The sequence below is a fragment of the Ochrobactrum quorumnocens genome (assembly GCF_002278035.1).
Lineage (GTDB): Bacteria > Pseudomonadota > Alphaproteobacteria > Rhizobiales > Rhizobiaceae > Brucella > Brucella quorumnocens.
The window spans coordinates 2,149,538-2,172,248 of the sequence record NZ_CP022604.1; the positions used below are offsets into that span (position 1 = coordinate 2,149,538).

Below are 22,711 nucleotides of genomic sequence, written 5' to 3' on the forward strand. Positions count from 1 at the left end.
ACGCACCGCAGTGTTAACTGTGTGCCATTGCGTGAGTGTGGGCTAGGGTTTCTCTTAAGTACCGATCATTATCACCGTTGTATGCCCTTCTAAAATCACTTCCTACCAGCAACCATAGCGGACTATTTCGTACAGTCGCGTAACTGCGAAGTGCTAGCGCTCGATGGTCTTTGTATCTGCGACCCGTTGGACCAGTCGGGCGTCGAGCGTTTCGAACTTGTTAGCGACATCAAGCTCGTAGACACCCGGACCGATGTCGGAAGCAACCCTTCCGTCTGAGCTCTGCGGGAGGCGGCCATAGATGGAAGCGAAGGCCGCGAAACCATCGTGGCCGGCTCCCGCCTGCGTGGCCAGGTTGGTTATGTCGATCACGCGGAGGTTTGAATTCCGCGCTTCGACGAGAACTTGGGGATCATCGATGTTGGCTGCGCCGGCACGGAATTGCCCTCCGGCGATAAATCTGGATACCGACAGCGCCTGATCCTTCCTGGAGACCAGAACGGTGACGGGAGAGCGCAGGCGGCCGACGACCCGGAGTTGTTGAAGAAAGACTTCCGCGTCTATATCTGGCGCAGCGAGCGTGAGGTCGATGAGCTTGCCGAGGGTGCGCTCGTCTTTGGCAATCCGGATTTGCCGGACAGACTCCATAGTTAGCCAAGCCCCCATGCTGTGAGCGTAAAGCTTCATCCCCCGGACATGGCGGTCGCCAGCGACCCGCTCGACCACCCGGGCAAGCGCATCGCGCGAGAACGTCACCGCGTCTTTGTCTGCGAGATACCCGGTGATCGCTGCCTTCGAAGGCCATGAGAACAGCACTGCTGACTGCGCGACCTGGACGTCGGCGGTGAGTTGAGCCGTGCGGAACAGCGTTTCCGGAAAGTTGCTGTTGAAGCCGTGGACAAAGATGGCGACGTCGCGGCCGAGCCCTTCTCCGCGGGCGGCAGTGCCCCCGACTTCCGCAAAGAACCGCCTTTCATCGAGGCGCTCGGACGAAACGATCGCGAAGTGCCGGGTCGGGTCCGGCACATCCGTCGGCCATTCGATCTCGGTCGGTCGGTGGGTCGGGGGAATGGAGACGACATAGCGAACATAGGTAGTTGTGGCCGTAAACCGGTCGGTCAGGAAGGTTGGTGTACTCGGATCGGTTGCCCGCGTACTCGCCACGAAGATGGTAACCTGCTTCGCGCCCTCGACGGCAGCCACCGGAGTGAGGACGGATGAGCCGGGCCGCGCGGCGCAGGCGCACAATGCAAGTGCCAGCGCCGTGAACAGTATGGCTGCCATGTATCGCCCGGATTGCTGTCGCCGCCTGATCGCCATCCCCTCCGCTCCCCATCGCGCGGAACAGCTTGCTTCTAACACCCCGATCGTAGACTGATTTCCGGTCACGCAGCCCCAGGTAATAATTGAAAGATCTCGCCGACTTCGCCGAAGAAGTGACTTCAGATCATCGCGGAACGCCATTTTCAATCTTTCTACTGAGGTCATCGGTAGTTCGTGCGAAGTGCAGAAACCCCATGCATATAGCCCTCTTCTAACGTTCGATTGGGCGTCACTGTAGTCTCGCCGCGCGCGAAACTGTGTCCTACAATGAGGAACGCGAGCGAGAGGGTCGACGATTTGCAAAGCCTCGTTGGATCGCGAATGCCGGCGCACAATAATACTATTTTCACTTGGCTGGATAAGGCTCGATGTCTGCCGACCAATAGTGTTTAGCAATATTCTGGCTGTTGCGGATAACGTGGTAGGCGATATCCGGATCGCCTCCTTGAAAAGTGTCCGGATTCGCACCACACATCAAACAATACATTTGCTGATGAACGACGCTTGCAAAATATTGCAGAACCGGCGTGGCGTCCTCCTGGCCGATTGCTCGCAGGTCATGGGCAGCCTGTTCGATCGCCTTTTCCAAAGCCGCCGAAACGGCAGCAGCCAACATCCTGTCCGCACGGCTGATGACGACAGCGATTTGGCGTTCAGCCGGGGTAAGATCAGGTCCAATATCTGTCATTGTTCACCTCACATGTTGTTAGCGTACTTCAATTGTGCTGCCACAGCGTCTACTCTGGCGAAGTGCTGAGAAGCGACGGATAGCTTCTGCCGTGTGCATAAACTCGCGGTCGTTGATGAGCCGAACGACTGCCCGTTGCTGCTGTTCACTCCATCTTTGGGAACAGTCTTCTGGCGTTCCCTTTCCTTCCGAGTGCCGCCGCGCAGCCACGTTCCCTCGTCTTTCGCCTTCGGGGCGGCAACCCGAGATACCCCTCATCTTGCCGATCAACCTTTCAACGCGGTTGGTATCGTCGCCGTCATAGATTGGGTAGTCCCGCTATTCGCAATACTCCGTCACCAAAGGTGGAACGCGTACCGCCTGGCTGCTTGCAACGGGAAACACCACGCCCTGCGATCATTCGGTCCAATGCACCGAGACGGATAATCTGGTCAGCCGTCCTGCAGCAGCGATGAAAGTTGCCGCGATACAGGCACCTGACAGTGGCAAGGCCGATAAAGTGCTGGGTCGAACGTCGATGCCGTGACCGGTCACCAACTCGGCCGGGCAGGTCTGATCGAAGAAGAACGTCTCGCCATTTGTCGCTTCGGCGCCGGTAAATCTGTCAGTCGCTATCTTGTTCCCGCCGTCTACGCATGATAGCAGTGAGGATATGGACAGACTTTTTGCCAACGCCACGATGATGATGCTGCGCTCCTAGCGTGGCGGATTTTGTGCGCTTTTTATGCACCCTAGACCGCCCTTGAGGCGGTTTTTCATTGGTCGATCCGCTTTGAGGGATACTCAACCTCCACAAGGATATCCCAATGAACAACACGACGACTTACATCACAACGTCGATTCCATATGTCAATGCCGCACCACATGTGGGTTTTGCGCTCGAACTCGTGCAGGCCGACGCTTATGCTCGCCATTCCCGACTTCTCGGCAAAGACGTCAGGTTTCAATGCGGGACGGATGATAATAGCTTGAAGAATGTCCGAGCCGCGGAAACGGCAGGACGTCCCGTGGCCGACTTCGTCGGCGAAAATGCAGCCCGCTTCGAAGAGCTTGGCAAGCGCCTCCACATCTCAAACGATGCGTTCGTCCGCACATCCGCTGATTCAGGACATGCCGCCTGTGTTCATTCCCTCTGGAATGCATGTGCGAAGAATGGCGATCTTTATCGAAAGAGCTATGAGGGCTTTTATTGCGTGGGCTGTGAGCAGTTCTACGACCTACCAGATCTTGATGACGGCAGATGCCCGGAGCACGGTATCCCGCTTGAAGTCATCAAGGAAGAAAACTGGTTCTTCCGCCTCTCCCGATATGGCTCCCGTATCCTCCGTCTGATCGAGACGGAGGAGCTTCAGGTCGTGCCGGGTCACCGGCGAAACGAGATACTTGCCTTGCTCCGGCACGGGCTCGAGGACATCAGTGTGTCGCGCAGTGCCGAGCGGGCACGCGGCTGGGGAGTTCCCGTGCCCGGCAGTGATGAAGTTATCTATGTCTGGTTCGATGCCTTGGCGAACTACCTGACAGGGCTCGGCTACGGTTCCGACGAGGTGCTGTTCAGCCACTATTGGGCGCGTCAGGGCGAGCGCATTCACTTCGTCGGAAAGGGAATATCCAAGTTCCATGCGATCTACTGGCCGGCGATACTCCTTTCCGCTGGCCTACCGCTGCCGTCGTCGATCTACGTTCATGGCTATCTGACCGCCGACGGGCGGAAGATCGGAAAATCGACCGGCAACGGCATCGATCCCGATGGTCTCGTTCAAAACTACCGGACTCCGGACGCACTTCGTTATTACCTGCTCCGCCATATCCGTTCGGCCGATGATGGAGACTTTTCCGAGGAACGGCTCGACGCTGCGTGGTCCGGAGAACTCGGCGGGCAGCTTGGAAATCTCCTCAATCGGGTTATCACGTTACTGTCTTCGTCCTTCTCCGGTGTAACGCCAGCCGTTCCCGACAGTGCCCTTGTTCGCGAAGCAGCGTCTCTTCCAGAAAAAATCCTGGACGCCTTCGATAACTACGAACTTCACGTCGGCTTGGCAGAAATCTTTTCCTATCTGGGGTCCGCGAACAGGGAGTTTACGCGGAAAGCGCCTTGGTCTGACGCCAAGGCCTTGCTGGGCGAGCTCAACCAAACGGAACGGCAGAGGATTTCGGATCGTCTTGGTGCGACACTGGCGGAGCAGGTCCATGGGCTCGCCATCGTCGCTCGCTGCTTGCTCCCGTTTCTGCCTGAATCAGCTTCACGGCTGCACACGAGGCTCGGGATACGGTGCCCGGCGAGGTATGACGCTCCGCTCGTTGTCAGCGGAGTGAAGACATCTTCTGGAGGCATTCTCTTTCCGAGGCAGACGGTGGTGCGAGCGACGCCATGATTCAACGCTCGTGTTTCCGGCAGATCTCCGCACCATACGGGACCACTATGGTATATCTCTGCTGGAGCGGTTTTGTCGTCTTCGCTTCAGTCGGCCCTCATGGCTTCAATGCCGGGAATGTCACTACCCTGCACTGATCGTTAGAATACCTTGTCGGCAGCCGACTTCCCCTCGCTAACGGACGTCGTTCCAAATCGTTCGATAAGCATCTCGGTGAGGGTTCGCACTTTTCGAGAGGGATATTGGCCCGGCGGCCTCACCACGAAGATGCCGGCCGGCGGAATTGGATGACGCGCCATGATTGGCACCAGCGCGCCCGAACGAATATGATCCGCGACCAACGGCTCTGGCAGATAGGCGACCCCGACACCGTCCAGAGCGGCCGCTACCAGTGACATTGCGTTATCAGCGATGAAGCGCCCCTGGGGCCGCACTGTGACGATCTCGTCTCCATCCATGAATTGCCATTTCTCGGCATCCCGCATAACGGTCTGATGCTTCACAATCTCGTCGGGCGTCTCTGGAGCACCGTGAGCCTCGATATAAGCAGGACTTGCAACCAGCTTGCCAAAGATTGGTCCGATCCGTCTTGCGACGAGGTTCGAATCCGACAGATGCCCCAGCCGGATTGCGCAATCAAACCCTTCTCCCACGAGATCCACGAAGCGATCAGTAAAGGAAGAGAGGATTTGTAGCTGCGGGTGTTGGCTCGCCATCCGCGAAAGGACGGGAGCAAAACAGGTCGGACCAAATGATAATGGGGCAGCTACGCGCATGCGGCCTCGAAGCTTACCGGCGGGCAGGATCGTTTCGCGAACCAGGTCCAATTCAGCGGAGGTCCTGGCTGCGTAATCGCGGAATGTAGCTCCTGCTTCAGTGAGCGCTATACCACGGGTCGTCCTTGCAAATAGCTGTGCGCCGAGTTCGGCCTCAAGCCTGTTAATCCGCCGGCTGACCATCGACTTTGAGATGCCCAGTCGTAGCGCTGCCGACGATAATCCGCCCGCATCGGCAACTTCAACGAATATCCTTAGATCCTCAATTTCCACAAAGCGTTCCTTATTTTGCGACACGGCTTCACGCGACCGGGGGCTACCAAGGCGAAGAAGAGAATGACAACGTCGGCGCCGGTGAATCTTCCAGGAAGGCATCTTCGCAACGTACCGCACCAACCGCGAACATAGGATCGATTCTATAATCTTTCATAGCCGCTTCAACTCGTTTCTCCGTCCATCGCATACCGTGCCAGCGACGGACGGCGGCGACCACTCAAGAAAAACAACACAGGATGTGTCCATGTGCCTAAGGTCGAAAGGCGAGCAGAGGATTGACCGACAGAGATACGCCATTTCGCGTTTTTCAATAACGCTTGGCCTTTGGTCCGCATCCAGGGCGCGGTTACCGTTGATTTCTCTTGCTGCCCTCGCCATTGTTCAGTGGGACTACCTGCCCGCCATGGCAGATGCTTCTGCCCTGAAGCAGCAAAGGCCTTCGATAAAAGCCGACAGGTCGCGAGAGGACTGGTCGCTTCTCGCAGATCCAAAACTGCGGACTGAGCCGCTGGACAACCTCAAATACATTCCCTTGTTTTCTTCCAATCCCGACAGCTACATCTCGCTCGGGCTCAATCTGCGCGAAATCTTCGAAGTCAGTGATGCGCCGGCATTCGGAACCGTGCGCGCGAATCCCGGGGACTCCTACTGGTTGCAGCGCGCACAGTTCCATATCGATGTTCACCTGAATGAAAACTGGCAATTATTCACACAGTTCGAGGATGTACGTGCGTTCAACAAGACGGTAGTCGGTCCCAATGACGCGAACCGATTTGACCTTCGTCAAGCCTTCATCGGTTATACGCAGGAGACCGACGCGGGAACGTTCAGGGCAAGGGTTGGCCGTCAGGACTTTGCGTTCGACCTGGAACGGTTCGTTTCGACGCGCGATGGGCCGAATGTCCGTCAGTCGTTCGATGCGGTCTGGGCCGGGTGGGAGACGGATGCATGGCGCTTCTATGGACTTGTCAGCAGACCTGTCCAGTATCGCGATGACCGCCCTTTCGATGATCGATCGAGTGGCGATGCAATGTTCAGCGGAGCTCGTGTGGAATGGCAGCTGTCGCCGGATATCGAGGCCTCCGCGTATTATGCACTTTATCAGCGCAAGGACGCCACCTTTCTCACCGCGTCGGGTGAGGAGGACAGGCATATTCTCAATATCCGGACGGCTGGCAAATATGCCGGTTTCGACTGGGACGCGGAAGCGATGGGACAGGTCGGCAAGGTCGGCTCGGCTGATATTCTAGCCTGGGCCGTAGGCGCGAGGACCGGATACACGTTCGAGGATATTACCTGGTCGCCGCGGATTGGTCTGCAGTTCGACGTGGCGTCGGGCGACAGTGATGCGGGCGACGACACGCTCGGCACTTTCAATCCGCTGTTTCCGAACGGCTTTTATTTCTCGCTCGGCGGTCATACCGGATACGCCAACCTCGTCCACATCAAACCATCGGTCACCGTTCAGCCGACAGAAGACCTGACCTTGATGGCCGGGGTCGGACTGCTCTGGCGACAAACGACTGATGACGCCGTCTACACCCTGCCAAGCATTCCCGTGTCCGGCACGGCGGGTCAGGGGTCGGCATGGACAGGAGCCTATTTGCAGGTCAGGGCGGACTACCGTTTCACCCCCGTTCTCACGGGATCGCTGGAGGCCGTCCATTATCAAGTCGGCTCGGCGCTTCGCGACGCCGGAGGCAGTGACAGCAACTATGTTCGAGCGGAATTGAAATACTCATGGTAGCGAACGCACAACTCTACGCACCAACGCCGCCTTTCGCCGTGCCGAACACTGAGGGACGATAGATCGGTCGTCTGATATGCAAGACGCGGTGCTGCACGATGAGGAAAGCCGGATAGGCATTCTTGGGCCGATATCGCAGCACCCATTCTCAGGACGCCGGTTGAAACAACTCGACCAGCATCCTCTCATTGTCCCGGATGTAAGCGAAACGATCGCCGGAATTGTTGGGAACGGAGGTTGGCGGTATAACGATTTCAACACCCTTGGCCGCCAGCGCGGCTATGGTCTCTTCCAGTTCATCAACATTGAGCGCGAAATGGTTGACGCCACCGCGTTTCAGGAGTGTTTCGATGTCTTCGCGCTCGCTTGCCATCGGCGTAGCACCTTCGACTTGAAAGATTTCGAGCCTAGCTTGGCCGCGGACGAGCATGGCCACCTGCGCGCCAGGCACGATGAAACTGTACTGGTGCTCGAATCCAAGCTTATCACGATACCAGTCAAGGCTAGCCCGCAGGTCATTGACGACGACACCGACATGATGAAGGCGATGGACGATATCTACCATGTGATTTCCTGAGTTTTATTTTTATCGCTCCGGATTTGGTTCGAGATACCACCGCTGTTATAGCTGCGGCTGTAAGTGCCCTCCGGGAAATGGCCGCCTTCATTAGAATTTCATGGCGTGGAGGTTAGTACTGCATCGGCGAGCAGCATAGTCTCCCCGAATGCGAAACGTTGTTGCAAAACGTGGAACGGCAGGCCGATCAAGGATGTCATGGCAGCTCTAACGCGCGGCCTCGGCTAGCCGCTCGCGCAGGCGCCGGGCGAAAAGGCTTCGTCCATCTCCTTGACCAAAGTGACACTTAGTGCCAAACAATGGGTTGGCACTAAGTGACAGAAGGATATCAGAGTTTGGCAAAGATCGAGAAAGGGCGACTTGAGGTCGCACGTCACGCGGCCGAGTTGTTCTGGAAATACGGCGTCGAGAAGACGAGTGGCGACGCGATTGCCGCCGCATCGGGGCTCTCGAAGCGAACGGTCTGGCGCTATTTCCGATCGAAGGAAGCCTGTATCGAGCCGCTCTTCATGGTTACGGGGCTGCGCTTCATCGAATTGTTGCGCACCTGGCCGCGCGAGTTCTCGATCGAGGTCTACCTGCGCGATACGCTGGGCTCGATGCTGAAGACAGAGCAGGAAATCCGCGACGGCGTAGCCGTGGCGCGGCTGATCTCCCGCCTGAAAACCGAACCGGCGATCCGCACCGCCTATCTGATGGCGAGCGCGCAAGCAGAAGACGAGTTCGTCGCGATCGTTGCCGAGCGCGCCGGGCGCACGTCCGAGGATTTCGACGTCAAGCTCTGCGCTGCGGCCGCAATGGCCGCCGTGCGCGTTGTCGATGAAGACATATGCACTGCCACGTTCACCCATGGCCGCTACTTCGAACACCATGAAGTCTGCGACCGGTTGGCCGCTGCCATTCGCGCAGCAAGCACCCTGCCGATCTGCGATCCGGTCGCTCGCTAAACTGGTCGGCCAGTCCCTTCGCTCCATAAGGAACCAAAAATGATCTATCCCGAAACCCGACGCATCGACACGACGGAAGAGCATTTTGGCACAACGATTGCCGATCCCTACCGGTGGCTGGAAGGCGATGCGCGCAGTCACCCCGAGGTCGCGGAGTGGGTGCAGGCGCAAGACGAGCTGGCGCGAACACATCTGGCCAGGCTGCCGGGCCGAAAAACCTTCCGGCAGCGGCTGGCGGCGCTCTTCGAGCATGCCTGCCTGACCGCCCCGATCAAGCGTGGAGACCGCTATTTCTTCACCCGCAATCCCGGCCTCGACGACCAGGCGGTTCTCGTCATGCGCGAAGGGGCGGACGGCCCGGAACATGTCCTCGTGGATCCGAACACGTGGGCCGAGGACGGCGCGGCGGCCCTGGCAGAATGGGCCGTCAGCGAAGACGGACGTCATGTTGCCTTTGCCCGCCAGGAGGGCGGCACCGACTGGCGTACGATCGGGGTTCTCGATGTAGAGAGTGGAAACACCCTTGCCGACGAAATCGCATGGGCGCGCTTCACCGCCATCGCCTGGGCACATGACGGATCCGGGTTCTTCTACTCCCGTTTTCCAGAGCCGCCTGCGGCGAACGGATTCGAAGCGCCGGTCACCGGGCACGCCATTTATTTCCACACACTCGGCGCGGCGCAGGCTGACGACCGCCTCGTTTACGCGGCAGCGGAAGGTCAGCTCCTCATACAGACGGTCAGCGTGACAGCGGACGGGCGTTATGTCGTGATCTATTCGACTCCCGGCGCGGGCAGCAACACACTGTCGATCATTGACCTACACGACCCGACGTGGACGCCGCGCCCTGTCATCGAGACCCAGGGGCATAACTGGTTCGTAGCCGGAAATCAGGGGAACAGGTTCTTCGTGGTGACGGACCAAGGGGCGGAGCGCGGCAGGATCGTCACTTTCGACCTCGCTGAGGCCGAACTGCGCATCGTCGATCTCGTCCAAGAGCGAAACGACGCCACGCTGAACGATGCATCCCTCCTCGGCGGGAGGCTTCTCGTCACCTATCTCGTCCATGCCAAGACCGAGATCCGCCGTTATATGCCCGACGGCACGCCCGATGGGACGGCCGAGCTTCCGGGCATTGGCAGTGCGGGCGGTTTTCACGGACGTCCGGACGACGACGACGCCTTCTTCGTCTTCACCGGTTACGACGCTCCAATGACGATCTACCGCTACGATGTCACCAACCGACAGCTCGAAGTCTGGGCCCAACCGGAGGTCGCGATCGATCTCGGCCGCATCACCGTCGAACAGCACTTCTATCAATCGAAAGACGGCACACGCATTCCGATGTTCGTTGTGCGCCGGGCAGACGTTCAGGCGCCGGTACCGACGATCCTTTACGGTTATGGCGGCTACGGCATCAGCATGATCCCTTATTATTCGCCGCCCGTCCTCGCATGGGTGGAAGCGGGCGGCGCCTACGCCGTCGCCAATCTGCGCGGCGGCGGGGAATACGGCAAAGCATGGCACGACGCTGGGCGGCTCGCGAACAAGCAGAACGTCTTCAACGACTTCATCGCCGCCGCCGAATATCTGAAGAGCAAAGGCATCGCCGCTGCCGAGGGCCTCGCAATCCAAGGCGAATCCAATGGCGGCCTATTGGTCGCGGCCGTGACCAACCAGCGACCGGACCTTTTCGCCGCGGTCCTTCCAGGTGTCGGCGTCATGGACATGCTGCGCTTCGCCCGTTTCACAGGCGGACAGTTCTGGATCGGGGACTACGGCGATCCACGGAAGGAAGCCGACTTCCGTAACCTCCTGTCCTATTCGCCCTATCACACGATCCGCTCGGACACACCCTATCCGGCGATCCTGGTCACGACGGCTGATACCGACGACCGCGTCGTGCCGGCCCACAGCTTCAAATATGTTGCGGCACTTCAGGCCGCGAGCCTCGGCGACAAGCCGCGGATCCTGCGGGTCGACAAGCGGGCCGGCCACGGTGCCGGGAAACCCACCAACAAGGCAATCGACGAGATCGCCGACCTTTGGGCGTTCGTCGCCCACTGGACCGGCCTCGACGCTACGACGACGGATTGACCGCTTGGCCGACAATCCATCATCGTCAGCGAGGCCGGTTATCGAACAGGCGCTCTCCAGATAGCCGACAGGTGCCACCAAGGGCCGGACCGTAGGCCCGAGCCTGCATCAAGGTAAGATTGCAACCCCAGCAATCTGGCCTTTCACGAACGCAAACGCCGGAACCCGTCCAGGTCGAGGCGTTTTAGCGACTGTCCGTCGACAGGCCGTAGGCAAACCAGAAAAGAAATAGGCAAACCAGAAAAGAAAGAAGACTATATGCGGGTTTTCAACATCACGATTGCAGGTTTCGGAGGCGTGGGACGTGCCACGGCGAAGCTGCTTCTGTCCCGGCGCGAGCGCTATCGGAAGGTCTACGGAGCCGATGTTCGCCTGGTCGCCGTCTGCGGATCGCGATCCGGTCTATCCGACCCCGGCGGCCTGGAAGCTGAGCGGCTGGATACGCTTGCGGCAGGGCTTTCTGGACCGGACTTCGTGGCGGCAAGCGGCGCCGACATTCTGATCGAGGCGGGACCAAGTGATTTCCGCACCGGCGGCCCGGGACTGGCCTATATCCGCTCGGCTCTCGCCGCCGGGCGCGACACGATCGTAATATCGAAGGGTGCGCTGGTCCATAGCGGAAAACAGTTGCGTGAGCTCGCAACAGGCTCGGGTGCGATGCTGAAGTTCAGCGGCGCAGCAGCCGCCGCCCTGCCGACGATCGATCTCGTCGATTACAGCCTGAAGGGCTGCGAAGTGCTCGAAATCGAGGGTATCCTGAACGCCACGACCAATTTCCTGCTCGACGCTATGACGACGAAAGGCCTCGGCTTCGATGCGGCCCTGCAGGAGGCGCAGAAAGGCGGTTTCGCCGAAGCCGATCCGCGCAACGACACCGAAGGCTGGGATACCGCCTGCAAGCTCTTGATCCTCGCCAATTTTGGGCTCGGCGCCGACCTAACGATGGACGAGCTTGCCGTCGAAGGCATCCAGTCGGTCACCGGAGATCGTATCGAAGCGTGGCGAGCGGAAGGTGTGGTTCCGAAACTCGTCGGCAGCCTGACGCGCATTGACGGCAAATTCCGCGCCGCGGTCGGAATCAGGACCTATCCGCTTTCAGACCCACTTGCGAATGTTCGGGGAAAGGACAAGGCAATCCGTATCACCACCGACGCGATGGGCGATACGATCGCGATCGGATCCGGCAAGGAGCCCCTCGCCACCGCAGCAGCTGCGCTGAAAGATCTCGAGCACATTCTGTCTGCGAGGGTAGCCGTCCCGGTATCGATTTCGGAGCCCTCGTCATGACTGAACTTCCAAGGGATGTAACGCCATCCGCTCGCGAGATCATCGAGGCGCTCGGCCTCAAGCCGCACCCGGAAGGCGGCTGGTACGCCGAGACTTTCCGCGACGAGTCGGCGGCCCCTCGTGGCTATTCTACCGCAATCTACTACCTGCTCGAAGCCGGACAGCGCTCGCACTGGCACCGCGTCAAGGACGCGACGGAGATCTGGCATTTCCATGCCGGTGATGCGCTGGCTCTCACCCTTTCGCCCGATGGGCGCGACATGATCCCTCATCGCCTCGGCGCTAACCTTACCGCCGGCGAACGGCCGCAGCTCGTCGTTCCCGCGGGATGGTGGCAGACGGCGGAACCCCTCGGGGCTTGGACCCTAGTCGGATGCACCGTCGCGCCGGGCTTCTTGTTCGAACAGTTCGAAATGGCACCACAGGGATGGACACCCCGGCGAGATGTTTAGGTAACACCAAGCTTGGCTTCACAAACCCGCCTGGAAGGCGGGTTCATTTACGACTTGAGCGTCTTGTTTGTATCAATCCGGCTGACGGACTTTCAATTTGGTCTATTGCTCGGCGAACGCCCACTGCTCAGCGAACTCCTTGATGGCCTTGCTCGTCGGTTTGCCGCCCCGCGACCGGTACGGGTCTCGACACGCAACAGATGCGGGCGATCACCGATGTCTGTGGCCAGCAGCGCAGCGACAAACGCCCGCCTTTGCGAGATGCCGCTGGCGGATTTGAGCAAAAGAACATCCGGATCACCCAAAGGCAAATCGGCAATGCGTTGAGCGCCGCGCCTGAGATCATCATAACCGTCCAGTACACCTTGAGGCATGGCGCTTCTACGGGCTGGTCAGCCGACCTGTTAAGTATCGCGATGACCACCGTTCGATGATCCGCGGTCATCTGATGCGGAAGCATGCACCTTAGCTTGCTTTTTCCGGACGGCAATTTAGGCTCCGATCATCCAAGGTTGGAGGCGAGGGTTCGCCCCCTTAGCCCAAGGAAGACCGGGCGCAGTCAGGCTATCGCGCCCCCATCGGCGGTCAGAATGGCACCCGTAATCAGGTTCGCAGCAGGACTTGCGAGAAAGACCACAGCGTTCGCGATTTCGCGTGGCTCGCCGAAACGCCCCAGCGACGTGAGGCTCCGCTGGAAGTCGGCGGCCGCGCCGTCCGCCGGATTTGCATCGGTATTCACCGATCCGGGCTGCACCAGGTTTACGGTAATGCCGTTCGGACCAAGTTCGCGCGACAGCCCGCGGGTGAAAGAGGTGAGCGCTGCCTTGGACATCGCATAAGCCGTTACGCCCGGGAATGGAACCCGCTCACCGAGACCCGATCCGATGGAGATGATACGCCCGCCGGCGGAAAGATGCGGAATGACAGCCTTCGCGAACAGCACTGGCGCTCGCACGTTGACGTCCATCAAGGTTTGATAGTCGGCTACATCGAGGTCAACGATCATTCCGGAGTGGCCGATCGCCGCGCTGTTGACGAGGATATCGAGACCACCAAGTGCCGTGATGGCATCGCTGGCTGCACGCGTGATCGCCTCAGGATTGGCACTATCGGCTTGAATAACAACCGCGCGACGCCCCGCATCTTCAATGGACTTGGCCACCGTGGCAGCTTTTTCAGCCGAGCGCTGGTACGTAAACGCCACGTCAGCGCCGTTCTCGGCGAGAGCCAATGCGATCGCGGCACCGATGCCTCGCGACCCTCCGGTTACCAATGCACGTTTCCCGTTCAGATCAATCATGTGTTCTTCCTTTTCTACGTAGTCGACCCAGGCCGCGATGGTTCTTACAAGATGCGAAAGACGCTCGACCGCCTGTCCCGCTAACTTAATGTTCTCCGTTAACGACGCTTAGTCTCAAGACCTGCTGAACTGTGTTGCAAGATGCGGAACGTCCGGCGACGCCTTGGCGTCAAACCCGCAGCGCACGGAGCAGACCTTCGAGGTTTCGCTCACCGTCCCTGGTCTGTGCTCCTGCCTTAAGCCCGCCTCGAATGAGTTTTTCGGCCGCCGGGCGCGCGAACAATCCCGCCCAGGCGTCGTGCTCGCGACTAAAGCCCTCCCGCAAGTCTGCGGGTGGCACCGCCTTTTTGGCGGCGGCGATGACGCCTTCTGGTAAAGCGGCGATGTTGCCTGCCAACCGGTCGACGAAGCTATCGAGTTCCGAGGCCCGCAGCGCCCGGTTGATCCAGCCATAGCGTTCCGCCGTCGCCGCATCGATAAGATCGGCGCCGAGGATCACTTCGAGAGCCCGGCCGCGTGTCATCCGGCTGGACAGATATTGCATGGCCCCGCCGCCGGGCGTGATGCCCATCAACGCCTCGCATTGGGCAAGCCCTGCCCGCCCCTCTGCTGCGAACGCCATGTCGGCCGCTGCGACGAACTCCGCGCCGCCGCCGCGCGCCAGCCCGGCGAGCTTGACGATCGTCACCTGCGGCTGCTCCCGCAGCAGCTCACCGAATGCCTGGAACGGGTTGAGGCCTTCCGGAGCCTCGCGGGCAATCTCATCGAAGGCATGCGGCTCGTCGATCAAAGTCATGTCGACATGAGCAATGAAGAATTCCGGGTCCGCGCTCTGGAAAACCAGCACGCGCGTGTCGGGATCATCGCGAACGGAGAGAAGAAAACGGCGTATCTCACTCATCAAGGGGACATCGAGAACGTTGACCGGAGGATTGTCGATGGTAATCGTCGCGATGCCTTCCGATTTGGAAATTCGAAGCCGGCTGAAAGCTGTGTCTGTCATATGTAAAGTCTCTGTTCTTCGGGAAACTCTGGTGCCGGTGTTTTGCACCATTGACCATAAAGTATTCATCGGATACTTAGCGTCAATTACGCACCTGAAGCATCCCAGGGATGCCGGAGGATACCGATGGATGAACCAACAAGTGAAAATGACCCGGTTTACCGTGCCGACTGCCCGAGCCGGGTGATCCTCGACCAGATAGCCGACAAGTGGTCGATGATGGTGCTGGCGGTGCTCAGCAAGCCCCGTCGCTTCAATGCGATCAAACGCCGCCTCGATGGCGTCACCCAGCGCGTGTTGACGCAGACGCTGCGCAAACTGGAACGCAACGGGATGGTGACGCGCAGGGTTCTGGACGGGCGCGTGCTCGGCGTCGAATATGCGCTGACACCGCTCGGCCGATCGCTGCAAGGACCGTTCTCGATCCTGTTCGACTGGACCGTCGAGAACATTGACGTGATCCAGGACTGTCAGCGCAGCTATGACGCGCGCGAAGATCAGGCAACAGTCTGAACCGAGGACAGCGCGATCAGGACGCTCATCTGATCTCGAACGTGGTCATTCGTCACTTTGACAATATGTGGACGATCCACGTCGAAGGCAGTACGGAAGTGCCGATTTCTCTCAGCACTTCCCTCGGATGAGACCTCCACTCAGATCTTTCTGAGTCTGAGAATTTATGATGCAACCATTCCGCCAGCGATCAGCGACACAAAGACCTCGACAGCTTCGCCCTGGCACAAAATCTGACGTACCACAGCAGACGAAAGCGCTTCTCCCGCACCGACGAACCCAATGCAACGCTTCTCCAGATCCCCTGCCGATAGAGTATCGAAGGGCTTAAGGACTGTGGCGAACATCTGAACCGAATTGTCGAGCAATTCCTGAAATACGACGGCTTTTTCCTCACTTCCGGTTAAGGCTGCGCCGACGGTATGAAATTCATCCGTCATGTCAGCAGCGCAACGGATGTAGGCTTCCGCCAGCAGATGAATGGTTTCCTCTAGGCTCCGCGCACCCGCTGCCATCGCAGTTCGAAATGCCCTCACCCGCTCGTCATCAATCCACCGGTAAAGCTCGATGAGTAGACCAGAACGGGTACCGAAATGTTCGTACACCACCGGTTTGGAGATTCCGGCACGGGAGGCGAGATTGCCCAGCGTCAGACGGTCTGCACCTTCTTCGCGGACGATCAGCAATGCAGTATAGAGCAGTTGCCGTCGTCTCTCTCCTTTCGAAAGCCTACGTGATGAGGTCTGTATGGCAACGTGATTGGAAATACCTGTCATTGTCGGGTCCTTGCAAAACCTACTTTTAGTAGGCATAAACTACCATTGGTAGGTTATACCAAGTAAGGATATACGACAATGATTTCCCATCCTATTCTCCTGCTGGGTGGCACGGGCGCGATCGGACGTCTGACTGCCCGCGCGCTTCGCTCCGTTTACCCCGATGTTCCTTTATTGATCGGTGGGCGCGATCTGCTCAAAAGCCGCAACGCCGCAAGCGAGATCGGGCAAGCAGAGGGCGTGGTGATTGACGCGTGTGCTGACGATCTCGGTCTCGGTGATCGCGAGGTCAGCGCCGTCGCGATTTTTTACGCTGACGAACGATTGGCCAGCCTGCGCTTCGCTCAAAGCCGAAGGATACCGCATCTGGGCATTTCCTCAGGCGTCTATGAAATTGCTCCTGAAGTTGCGACCTATATGCACGCGCCGGACGCCGCGGCAGTCGTCCTCGGCTATGAATGGCTGGTCGGCGCCACAACCGTCGCCACATTCACATGCGCAAAAGCATTTGCACGACTTCACGAGATCACGATCGGTGCCCTTGTCGATGAGCAGGACGGTGGCGGCCCGGCCGTCGCCGAGGATTTCGAGCGATTGAACCGTATGATGCCGGCCGCCCTCACCCGTCGTGACGGCAGCTATGTCTGGCGTGGTGAAGATGATGCCAAAGCCGAGTTCCATGCGATCGATGGTACCAAAATAATTGGGACAGGCTTTTCGTCTGTTGATGTTGCCGGCCTGGCCGCAGCAACCGGAGCGCCGAATGTTCAGTTCAACATTGCGACCGGCGTCAGTTCGTCCCGTCGTCGGGGCAAACCCAAATCGACGGAAATCATCATCGAACTGGCTGGCGGGGATCACGACGGACAGCCGCTTCGCACCCGCCATGCGGTGTTTCATCCGGACGGCGCCGCTTCCTTGACTGCACTGGGCGTTAGCATGATCCTTGAACGACTGATCGGGCTGGACGGTAACAGGCCGACCCTAGCAGGGCTGTATTTCCCTTTTCAAGTTCTTGATCACACCACCTATCTATCTCGGTTGCATGCGGAAGGCGGCAGCATTATCCCTCTGGACGCCGATTGACATAATTGGCGGACCGGAGAACAACCTGATCCAGCAGCAGGTAAACGCACGGTTTTTCCTTGATTGCCGTTACATCGCCTGGCACGTAGTCCTGCGATAAGGTGGAGGGCGCACTCGATCCTGCCGATGAAGGCCTTTACGGCTACGCCGTGGATCCCGAACGGGCAAAAGCACTCTGGCAAAAGAGCGAAGAATTGGTCGGAGAGCGTTTTTGACGTTGAATGGATCGCTGTTACGTTCGGACGCATTCCGAAAAGCACGCAACGGTTTTCGGTAAAGTACACGCAACGCAAAAATCAGAGCGCCACTCTCATATTCATGAAAGCTTGGCACTTGCCCTGCGATCGTCGTGATATCCGCAAAAGACCCGGCCCAATCCGGGTCCTAGTTTTCACGATCCGTCGAAAAGTCTTCAAAACACTCGATTAGAATCTCGGTGAGCACCCGTATTTTGCGTGCAGGGTGCTGCCCCGGCGGCCGGATCACATAGATGCCAAGTTTGGGCGGCGGATAGCGTGTCATGACCGGGACCAACGCGCCGGAAGCCAGATGCTCCCTGATCAATTCTTCAGGAAGACCGGCAAGGCCAATTCCCGCAAGTGCTGCGGCCACAAGAGCCACGGCGTTATCGGCTTTGAAGCGGCCTTGCGGCTTCAAAGTGATGATCTTATCCCCATCCATCGCCAGCCATGTTTCGGTTCCCTGCATGACAACTTCATGCGTGAGGAATTCCTCTGGCGTCTCGGGTGAGCCGTGCTTTTTGATGTAGTCCGGCGTTGCAACGTACCTGGCGGAGGTCCAGCCGACACGTCTTGCAAGCATATTCGAGTCGGCAAGATGACCGACCCTTATCGCGCAGTCGAACCCTTCTGCGATCAGGTCAACAAACCGATCAGTATAGCTGGCCTGAATGTGCAACTCCGGATGGCGCTGTGCCAAGGATGCGAGCACCGGCGCGAAGTGCGTCGGACCGAATGTAAGCGGAGCTGCTACTCTTAGCCGACCGCGAAGATCGCCGGCGGGCGATATCGTCTCCTTGGCAATGTCGATCTCGGCGCAGACTTTTGCGGCGTGCTCCCGAAAGGTGATCCCAGCCTCCGTGAGCGCGGCGCCGCGCGTCGTGCGAGCGAGCAACTGCACACCCAATTCCTTTTCAAGCCGAATAAGCCGCCGGCTGACCATCGACTTCGAGATGCCGAGCCGCCGCGAGGCGGGGGAAACCCCGCCAGTATCAGCAACTTCCACGAAGGTCCGCAGGTCTTCGATGTCCAAATCAACGTTCCTGTATTCACGACAGATTAGCGCTCGAATCGTTCCGATCGTACCACAGATAGAAATACAGGTTTTGACTTTAGCGTTCCTCGTTTCGCGACACAGCTCTACACGATCGGGCGCTACCGCATCACAAATGAAAATGACACTGTCGATCAAGGCGTCATCGCAAGCGGTGTGAGCCTACCGATTAACCCACGCCTCAACAGCAACAAAGGATGCTTCCATGACCTTTCGTAACGGCCTTGATTCACTTCTTCGCCCCGAAGACTCGGTCCTCGTTCTGATCGACCACCAGCCCTACCAGCTCGCGAACCTGAACAGCCACGATCCGCAAGCCGTGGTCAACAGCACGACCGCGCTGGCGAAGCTGGCAAAAGCCTTCGACGTTCCGACTATTCTTACCAGCGTGATCGCGGATCGCGGTGGACTTCTATTCAAGCAGATTACGGATGTATTTCCGGACCAGGAGGTCATCGATCGCACCTGGGTAAACACCTGGCAGGACGAGAATGTTGTGAATGTTGTTAAGGCGACCGGTCGCAAGCAATTGATTATTGCCGGCCTGTGGACAGAAGTCTGCGTCGCAATGCCTGTCATCCAGGCGGCCGGCGAAGGCTGGGACGTGACCGTAATCACCGACGCGTCGGGCGGAATTTCGAAGGAGTCCCACGAAGTTGCTGTCCAGCGTATGATCGCGGCCGGTGCAAACCCGATGACCGTGATGGCGCTCGCCGGCGAATGGCAGCGCGATTGGGCGCGCACCGGGCATGTGGAACAGCTGACCGAGATTCTCATCCAGCACTTCGCTGGCAGCGGCATCGCCTATCTCTGGGAACAGCAACTCCTCAACACGCCCGTAAAGGCAGCCAGCAAGGCCGGTTTGTAAAAGCTGACCGGGATGGCGGAATCTCGAGTTGATGTCGCCGCAAAGATCCTCAGGTTGAGCCTCGCCATCCCGATTCTAGCATGCTCACGCTTGGCCCAGCCATGCACCGACGCGAAAGAGGCGTCTTCGACCACCGCGACGGTGAATATCTGACGACGGAAATGAAACTGGCGTGGTGGCGCCGGCAACAAACCCCGATAAAACTTGGAAGGACCAAGCATGGAAATAGGTATCGACAGTTTTGCCGCGATCCTTCCTGATCCGACGACCGGAAAGCTCCCTTTGGCAACCGACCGCATCGCCGATCTTCTTGAGGAAGTGGAGGTCGCCGACAGGGTCGGGCTGGACGTATTCGGTATCGGCGAGCATCACCGGGCCGAATTCCTCGATTCCGCACCAGCGATCATACTTGCCGCAGCAGCGGCGCGCACCAGCCAGATTAGATTAACGAGCGCGGTAACCGTTCTGAGCGCCGCCGACCCGGTGCGGGTCTTTCAGGAGTTCGCAACCCTCGATCTGATTTCCAAAGGCCGGGCGGAGCTCGTTGTCGGCCGAGGTTCCTTCGTGGAAGCCTATCCGCTATTCGGTCTGGACACACGCGACTATGACGATCTTTTCGCGGAAAAGCTCGACCTGCTCCTGAAGCTTGGCGAGACAAGCAATCCCGTCTGGGAGGGGCAATTCCGCCCGGCGTTGAACGGCCAGGGGGTCTTTCCGAGGCCTCACCAATCGCGACTGCCTCTATGGATCGGCGTTGGCGGCACGCCGCAATCATTCGCGCGTGCCGGCGCGCTCGGCCTTCCGCTGATGGTGGCGATCATTGGAGGAACATTTGAACGGTTTCGCCCGCTCGTCGATCTCTATCGCGAGTCCGGCTTGCGCGCGGGGCACGGTCCCGAGAAGCTCAAGGTGGGCGTTCATGCCATGGGCTTCGTCGGCGAGACCGACGCGGCGGCAAGGGACGCCTTCTTCCCGGGCTGGGCGCATCTGACGACCAAGGTCGGACGCGAACGTGGCTGGTCGCCCCCAACGCGTCAGCAGTTCGAAGACATGGCGGGGCCCCACGGCGCTTTCCTGATCGGCGCCCCGACAACGGTTGCCGAGAAGATGCTTCGGGCCAGCAAGGTGCTCGGTGGTATTTCTCGCATCACATTTCAGATGAGCACCGCCTCTCTGGAAACGGTGGCAATGAAACGCTCGATCGAACTTCTCGGCACCGAAGTGGCGCCAATCGTGAGGGCTGCTGGAAAGATCTGATCGGGAAACGAATTCGAACCGGGGTGACCATATGGATATCGAGGATCTGCAGACATTTGTCGAAGTAGCTGACGCCGGGGGCGTTTCTCCCGCGGCACGTCGACTGGGGATATCCAAGTCGATGGTCAGCCGGCGCCTCATCCGTCTCGAGGAAGCTTTGGGTATCCAGCTTCTTGCACGAACGACCCGCGGTGCTGCGCTGACGGAAGCCGGTGTTACCTTTCGTGAATATGCTGCAAAGGTATGCGCCGAAATCGATGCGGCAAGGGAGATTATCCTGCCAGCCGGCAATCTTCGTGGACGCTTGCGGGTCGCCGTGCCACTGACATCGGGGCCAGTACATTTTGCCCCAGTGCTTTCTGAGATGGCGCGGCTCCATCCAGAGCTGCAATTACAGGCTGACTACAGTGATCGCTTCGTGGATCTGATCGCAGAGGGATTTGATTGTGCAATCCGGGTTGGTGCACTGCGCGATTCGAACCTGATCGCGAGGCGAGTTGGTCAGATTTATGGGCAGTTGGTCGCAAGCCCTGACTATATCAAGAAGCATGGCTCACCGGCAGCACCGGATGAGATCAGCTCTCACCAGGCTTTGGTGGGGGCTGAAACGTGGCGGTTCATGGATGGAGACAAAATCGTCACCGTGCAGCCGCAAGGACGGTTCAAAACCGAGAACGGAATGGCACTTGCCAATGCAGCCGCGGCCGGACTTGGCCTTGCATGGCTTCCCGACTGTGTCACGCAACATTATCTTGCGTCCGGTGCGCTCGTACCGGTTATGAGCAAATATCCCCTGCCGGTCGGCAATGTCCACGTCGTGCGCCCACCAAGTCCGCATCCGTCGCAAAAGGTGCGCATACTTTCCGAATTGCTGATCAAATCGTTTGAGAAAAATGCACCTGTTTGGAGTGCTGGGACATGACGACCTTCATTCGCAAGCTTCTCACATTTCGAACTGGCTTGTCGCGACAGACTACGGCTTCCAACCCAAAACTGAACGGCGGGCCTACGCCACGACGTCGAGGAGATGCTCCGTATGGTCCGGGCGCCGCGCCCGCAGCCCGTCGGTCAGGACTGATCCAATGAAGTGACAAGAACATCTGCGTGCCGATAATCGACCAGAGAATGCTTCAACGACGATCGCTCACCATCGGGAAGATGGTGGCAACCCGGTCCTCCCATCCGGAAACCTAAGAAAAGGAAAGAAAACCATGACGGCAATTACGACGCAGGACGGCACCCGGATCTTCTACAAGGACTGGGGTTCGAAAGACGCGCAGCCCATCATGTTCCATCACGGCTGGCCGCTCAGCGCGGACGACTGGGACAACCAGATGCTGTTCTTCCTCGGCAAGGGCTACCGCGTCATCGCGCATGACCGGCGCGGTCATGGTCGCTCGGACCAGACCGATACAGGCAATGACATGGACACATATGCGTCCGACGTCGCGGAGCTGGCCCGGGAACTCGATCTGAAGGACGCGGTTCACGTCGGGCACTCGACCGGTGGCGGTGAGGTGATCCGTTATGTCGCTCGCAGCCAGCCTGGTCGAGTGTCGAAGGCCGTGCTGATCGGCGCGGTACCGCCGATCATGCTGGCGACACCGCGTTATCCCGGCGGCCTGCCAATGCAGGTGTTCGACGGATTTCGCGAGGCGCTCCTGCGCAACCGCGCACAGTTCTTCCTCGATGTCCCGACTGGCCCCTTCTACGGCTTCAACCGCGAAGGTGCCGAAGTAAGCGAGGGGTTGATCCGCAACTGGTGGCGGCAAGGCATGATGGGCGGTGCAAAAGCCCACTACGACTGCATCTCCGCCTTCTCGGAGACGGATTTCACCGAGGACCTGAAAGCCGTTTCGCAGCCGGTTCTGCTGATGCACGGCGAAGACGATCAGGTGGTGCCGATCGACGCTTCGGCCCGCAAGGCGATCAACCTGCTGCCGAACGGCACGCTGAAGACCTATCCCGGCCTGTCGCACGGCCTGTTCGCCACACATCCCGAACTGATCAATGCCGATCTGCTGGCCTTCATCGAAGGCCGCGACAAGGCTTGAGCGAGGTGGCGGACACCCT

22 protein-coding genes are annotated in these 22,711 nt (G+C 58.9%); 12 read left to right on the forward strand and 10 right to left on the reverse strand.

Annotation, left to right across the window (positions count from 1 at the left end; all coding sequences use genetic code 11):
• Positions 1-153: 153 nt before the first annotated feature.
• From CES85_RS19930 to CES85_RS27205, 3 genes are all read right to left on the reverse strand, one after another.
• Positions 154-1,284, reverse strand: coding sequence for an alpha/beta hydrolase (locus tag CES85_RS19930; RefSeq protein ID WP_157743472.1), 1,131 nt, complete (start codon positions 1,282-1,284; stop codon positions 154-156).
• Positions 1,285-1,669: 385 nt separating this feature from the next.
• Complete coding sequence (locus tag CES85_RS19935; protein ID WP_095447466.1) at positions 1,670-2,011, reverse strand: hypothetical protein; 342 nt, start codon at positions 2,009-2,011, stop codon at positions 1,670-1,672.
• 396 nt (positions 2,012-2,407) lie between these two features.
• Entirely contained in the window at positions 2,408-2,689 is a 282-nt protein-coding gene (locus tag CES85_RS27205) for a hypothetical protein (protein WP_157743473.1), read from the reverse strand.
• A 128-nt stretch (positions 2,690-2,817) separates the two neighbouring features.
• Here CES85_RS27205 and metG point away from each other — a divergent pair, with 128 nt between their 5' ends.
• Complete coding sequence (gene metG, locus CES85_RS19940; RefSeq protein ID WP_095447467.1) at positions 2,818-4,383, forward strand: methionine--tRNA ligase; 1,566 nt, start codon at positions 2,818-2,820, stop codon at positions 4,381-4,383.
• A gap of 140 nt (positions 4,384-4,523) precedes the next feature.
• On the opposite strand, the gene CES85_RS19945 is transcribed toward metG, so the two are convergent.
• Positions 4,524-5,432, reverse strand: coding sequence for a LysR family transcriptional regulator (locus tag CES85_RS19945; protein ID WP_095447468.1), 909 nt, complete (start codon positions 5,430-5,432; stop codon positions 4,524-4,526).
• Between the two features lie 247 nt (positions 5,433-5,679).
• On the opposite strand from CES85_RS19945, the gene CES85_RS19950 reads away from it, so the two are divergent.
• On the forward strand, positions 5,680-7,182 hold the full coding sequence (locus CES85_RS19950; RefSeq protein ID WP_095447469.1) for an alginate export family protein: 1,503 nt from the start codon (positions 5,680-5,682) through the stop codon (positions 7,180-7,182).
• A 148-nt stretch (positions 7,183-7,330) separates the two neighbouring features.
• Here CES85_RS19950 and CES85_RS19955 read toward each other — a convergent pair whose 3' ends face one another.
• Positions 7,331-7,747, reverse strand: a complete 417-nt coding sequence (locus CES85_RS19955; RefSeq protein WP_095447470.1) for a VOC family protein — start codon at positions 7,745-7,747, stop codon at positions 7,331-7,333.
• A 347-nt stretch (positions 7,748-8,094) separates the two neighbouring features.
• On the opposite strand from CES85_RS19955, the gene CES85_RS19960 reads away from it, so the two are divergent.
• From CES85_RS19960 to CES85_RS19975, 4 genes are all read left to right on the forward strand, one after another.
• Positions 8,095-8,706, forward strand: a complete 612-nt coding sequence (locus CES85_RS19960; protein ID WP_157743474.1) for a TetR/AcrR family transcriptional regulator — start codon at positions 8,095-8,097, stop codon at positions 8,704-8,706.
• A gap of 39 nt (positions 8,707-8,745) precedes the next feature.
• Positions 8,746-10,803 carry a prolyl oligopeptidase family serine peptidase gene (locus CES85_RS19965; protein WP_095447472.1) on the forward strand — a complete coding sequence of 686 codons (2,058 nt, stop codon included), beginning with the start codon at positions 8,746-8,748 and terminating at the stop codon, positions 10,801-10,803.
• 258 nt (positions 10,804-11,061) lie between these two features.
• Positions 11,062-12,090, forward strand: coding sequence for a homoserine dehydrogenase (locus CES85_RS19970; RefSeq protein ID WP_095447473.1), 1,029 nt, complete (start codon positions 11,062-11,064; stop codon positions 12,088-12,090).
• On the forward strand, positions 12,087-12,542 hold the full coding sequence (locus tag CES85_RS19975) for a cupin domain-containing protein (RefSeq protein ID WP_095447474.1): 456 nt from the start codon (positions 12,087-12,089) through the stop codon (positions 12,540-12,542). Before CES85_RS19970 ends, CES85_RS19975 begins: the two co-directional genes overlap by 4 nt.
• A 92-nt stretch (positions 12,543-12,634) precedes the next feature.
• Here the strand turns inward: CES85_RS19975 and CES85_RS27210 are convergent, their stop codons facing one another.
• The 3 genes from CES85_RS27210 to CES85_RS19990 all read right to left on the reverse strand — a co-directional run bounded on the left by CES85_RS27210 (position 12,635) and on the right by CES85_RS19990 (position 14,845).
• The gene (locus CES85_RS27210) at positions 12,635-12,916 is read right to left on the reverse strand and encodes a hypothetical protein (RefSeq protein WP_157743475.1); all 282 of its coding nucleotides are present in this window, start codon (positions 12,914-12,916) and stop codon (positions 12,635-12,637) included.
• Between the two features lie 185 nt (positions 12,917-13,101).
• On the reverse strand, positions 13,102-13,842 hold the full coding sequence (locus CES85_RS19985) for an SDR family NAD(P)-dependent oxidoreductase (protein ID WP_095447476.1): 741 nt from the start codon (positions 13,840-13,842) through the stop codon (positions 13,102-13,104).
• A gap of 169 nt (positions 13,843-14,011) precedes the next feature.
• Positions 14,012-14,845 carry an enoyl-CoA hydratase/isomerase family protein gene (locus CES85_RS19990; protein WP_095447477.1) on the reverse strand — a complete coding sequence of 278 codons (834 nt, stop codon included), beginning with the start codon at positions 14,843-14,845 and terminating at the stop codon, positions 14,012-14,014.
• Between the two features lie 126 nt (positions 14,846-14,971).
• Here CES85_RS19990 and CES85_RS19995 point away from each other — a divergent pair, with 126 nt between their 5' ends.
• Positions 14,972-15,358 carry a winged helix-turn-helix transcriptional regulator gene (locus tag CES85_RS19995; RefSeq protein WP_095447478.1) on the forward strand — a complete coding sequence of 129 codons (387 nt, stop codon included), beginning with the start codon at positions 14,972-14,974 and terminating at the stop codon, positions 15,356-15,358.
• A 164-nt stretch (positions 15,359-15,522) separates the two neighbouring features.
• Here CES85_RS19995 and CES85_RS20000 read toward each other — a convergent pair whose 3' ends face one another.
• On the reverse strand, positions 15,523-16,134 hold the full coding sequence (locus CES85_RS20000; protein WP_208636299.1) for a TetR/AcrR family transcriptional regulator: 612 nt from the start codon (positions 16,132-16,134) through the stop codon (positions 15,523-15,525).
• A gap of 78 nt (positions 16,135-16,212) precedes the next feature.
• Between CES85_RS20000 and CES85_RS20005 the strand changes: the two genes are divergently transcribed.
• The gene (locus CES85_RS20005) at positions 16,213-17,220 is read left to right on the forward strand and encodes a saccharopine dehydrogenase (RefSeq protein WP_095447479.1); all 1,008 of its coding nucleotides are present in this window, start codon (positions 16,213-16,215) and stop codon (positions 17,218-17,220) included.
• Positions 17,221-17,604: 384 nt separating this feature from the next.
• On the opposite strand, the gene CES85_RS20010 is transcribed toward CES85_RS20005, so the two are convergent.
• The gene (locus CES85_RS20010; RefSeq protein ID WP_095447480.1) at positions 17,605-18,492 is read right to left on the reverse strand and encodes a LysR family transcriptional regulator; all 888 of its coding nucleotides are present in this window, start codon (positions 18,490-18,492) and stop codon (positions 17,605-17,607) included.
• A 226-nt stretch (positions 18,493-18,718) separates the two neighbouring features.
• Between CES85_RS20010 and CES85_RS20015 the strand changes: the two genes are divergently transcribed.
• The 4 genes from CES85_RS20015 (at position 18,719) to CES85_RS20030 (ending at position 22,692) form a co-directional block, all read left to right on the forward strand.
• Positions 18,719-19,381 carry a hydrolase gene (locus CES85_RS20015; protein ID WP_095447481.1) on the forward strand — a complete coding sequence of 221 codons (663 nt, stop codon included), beginning with the start codon at positions 18,719-18,721 and terminating at the stop codon, positions 19,379-19,381.
• Between the two features lie 219 nt (positions 19,382-19,600).
• On the forward strand, positions 19,601-20,638 hold the full coding sequence (locus CES85_RS20020) for an LLM class flavin-dependent oxidoreductase (RefSeq protein WP_095447482.1): 1,038 nt from the start codon (positions 19,601-19,603) through the stop codon (positions 20,636-20,638).
• A gap of 31 nt (positions 20,639-20,669) precedes the next feature.
• Positions 20,670-21,560 carry a LysR family transcriptional regulator gene (locus CES85_RS20025; protein ID WP_095447483.1) on the forward strand — a complete coding sequence of 297 codons (891 nt, stop codon included), beginning with the start codon at positions 20,670-20,672 and terminating at the stop codon, positions 21,558-21,560.
• 289 nt (positions 21,561-21,849) lie between these two features.
• Entirely contained in the window at positions 21,850-22,692 is an 843-nt protein-coding gene (locus tag CES85_RS20030; RefSeq protein ID WP_095447484.1) for an alpha/beta fold hydrolase, read from the forward strand.
• Positions 22,693-22,711: the final 19 nt, after the last annotated feature.

Bases quoted from the DNA above. Each gene is read 5' to 3' on its own strand.
- CES85_RS19930 (WP_157743472.1), bottom strand. From the start codon at position 1,284: ATGGCAGCCATACTGTTCACGGCGCTGGCACTTGCATTGTGCGCCTGC.
- CES85_RS19935 (WP_095447466.1), bottom strand. From the start codon at position 2,011: ATGACAGATATTGGACCTGATCTTACCCCGGCTGAACGCCAAATCGCT.
- metG (WP_095447467.1), top strand. From the start codon at position 2,818: ATGAACAACACGACGACTTACATCACAACGTCGATTCCATATGTCAAT.
- CES85_RS19950 (WP_095447469.1), top strand. From the start codon at position 5,680: ATGTGCCTAAGGTCGAAAGGCGAGCAGAGGATTGACCGACAGAGATAC.
- CES85_RS19955 (WP_095447470.1), bottom strand. From the start codon at position 7,747: ATGGTAGATATCGTCCATCGCCTTCATCATGTCGGTGTCGTCGTCAAT.
- CES85_RS19965 (WP_095447472.1), top strand. From the start codon at position 8,746: ATGATCTATCCCGAAACCCGACGCATCGACACGACGGAAGAGCATTTT.
- CES85_RS19970 (WP_095447473.1), top strand. From the start codon at position 11,062: ATGCGGGTTTTCAACATCACGATTGCAGGTTTCGGAGGCGTGGGACGT.
- CES85_RS19975 (WP_095447474.1), top strand. From the start codon at position 12,087: ATGACTGAACTTCCAAGGGATGTAACGCCATCCGCTCGCGAGATCATC.
- CES85_RS27210 (WP_157743475.1), bottom strand. From the start codon at position 12,916: ATGCCTCAAGGTGTACTGGACGGTTATGATGATCTCAGGCGCGGCGCT.
- CES85_RS19985 (WP_095447476.1), bottom strand. From the start codon at position 13,842: ATGATTGATCTGAACGGGAAACGTGCATTGGTAACCGGAGGGTCGCGA.
- CES85_RS19990 (WP_095447477.1), bottom strand. From the start codon at position 14,845: ATGACAGACACAGCTTTCAGCCGGCTTCGAATTTCCAAATCGGAAGGC.
- CES85_RS19995 (WP_095447478.1), top strand. From the start codon at position 14,972: ATGGATGAACCAACAAGTGAAAATGACCCGGTTTACCGTGCCGACTGC.
- CES85_RS20000 (WP_208636299.1), bottom strand. From the start codon at position 16,134: ATGACAGGTATTTCCAATCACGTTGCCATACAGACCTCATCACGTAGG.
- CES85_RS20005 (WP_095447479.1), top strand. From the start codon at position 16,213: ATGATTTCCCATCCTATTCTCCTGCTGGGTGGCACGGGCGCGATCGGA.
- CES85_RS20015 (WP_095447481.1), top strand. From the start codon at position 18,719: ATGACCTTTCGTAACGGCCTTGATTCACTTCTTCGCCCCGAAGACTCG.
- CES85_RS20020 (WP_095447482.1), top strand. From the start codon at position 19,601: ATGGAAATAGGTATCGACAGTTTTGCCGCGATCCTTCCTGATCCGACG.
- CES85_RS20025 (WP_095447483.1), top strand. From the start codon at position 20,670: ATGGATATCGAGGATCTGCAGACATTTGTCGAAGTAGCTGACGCCGGG.
- CES85_RS20030 (WP_095447484.1), top strand. From the start codon at position 21,850: ATGACGGCAATTACGACGCAGGACGGCACCCGGATCTTCTACAAGGAC.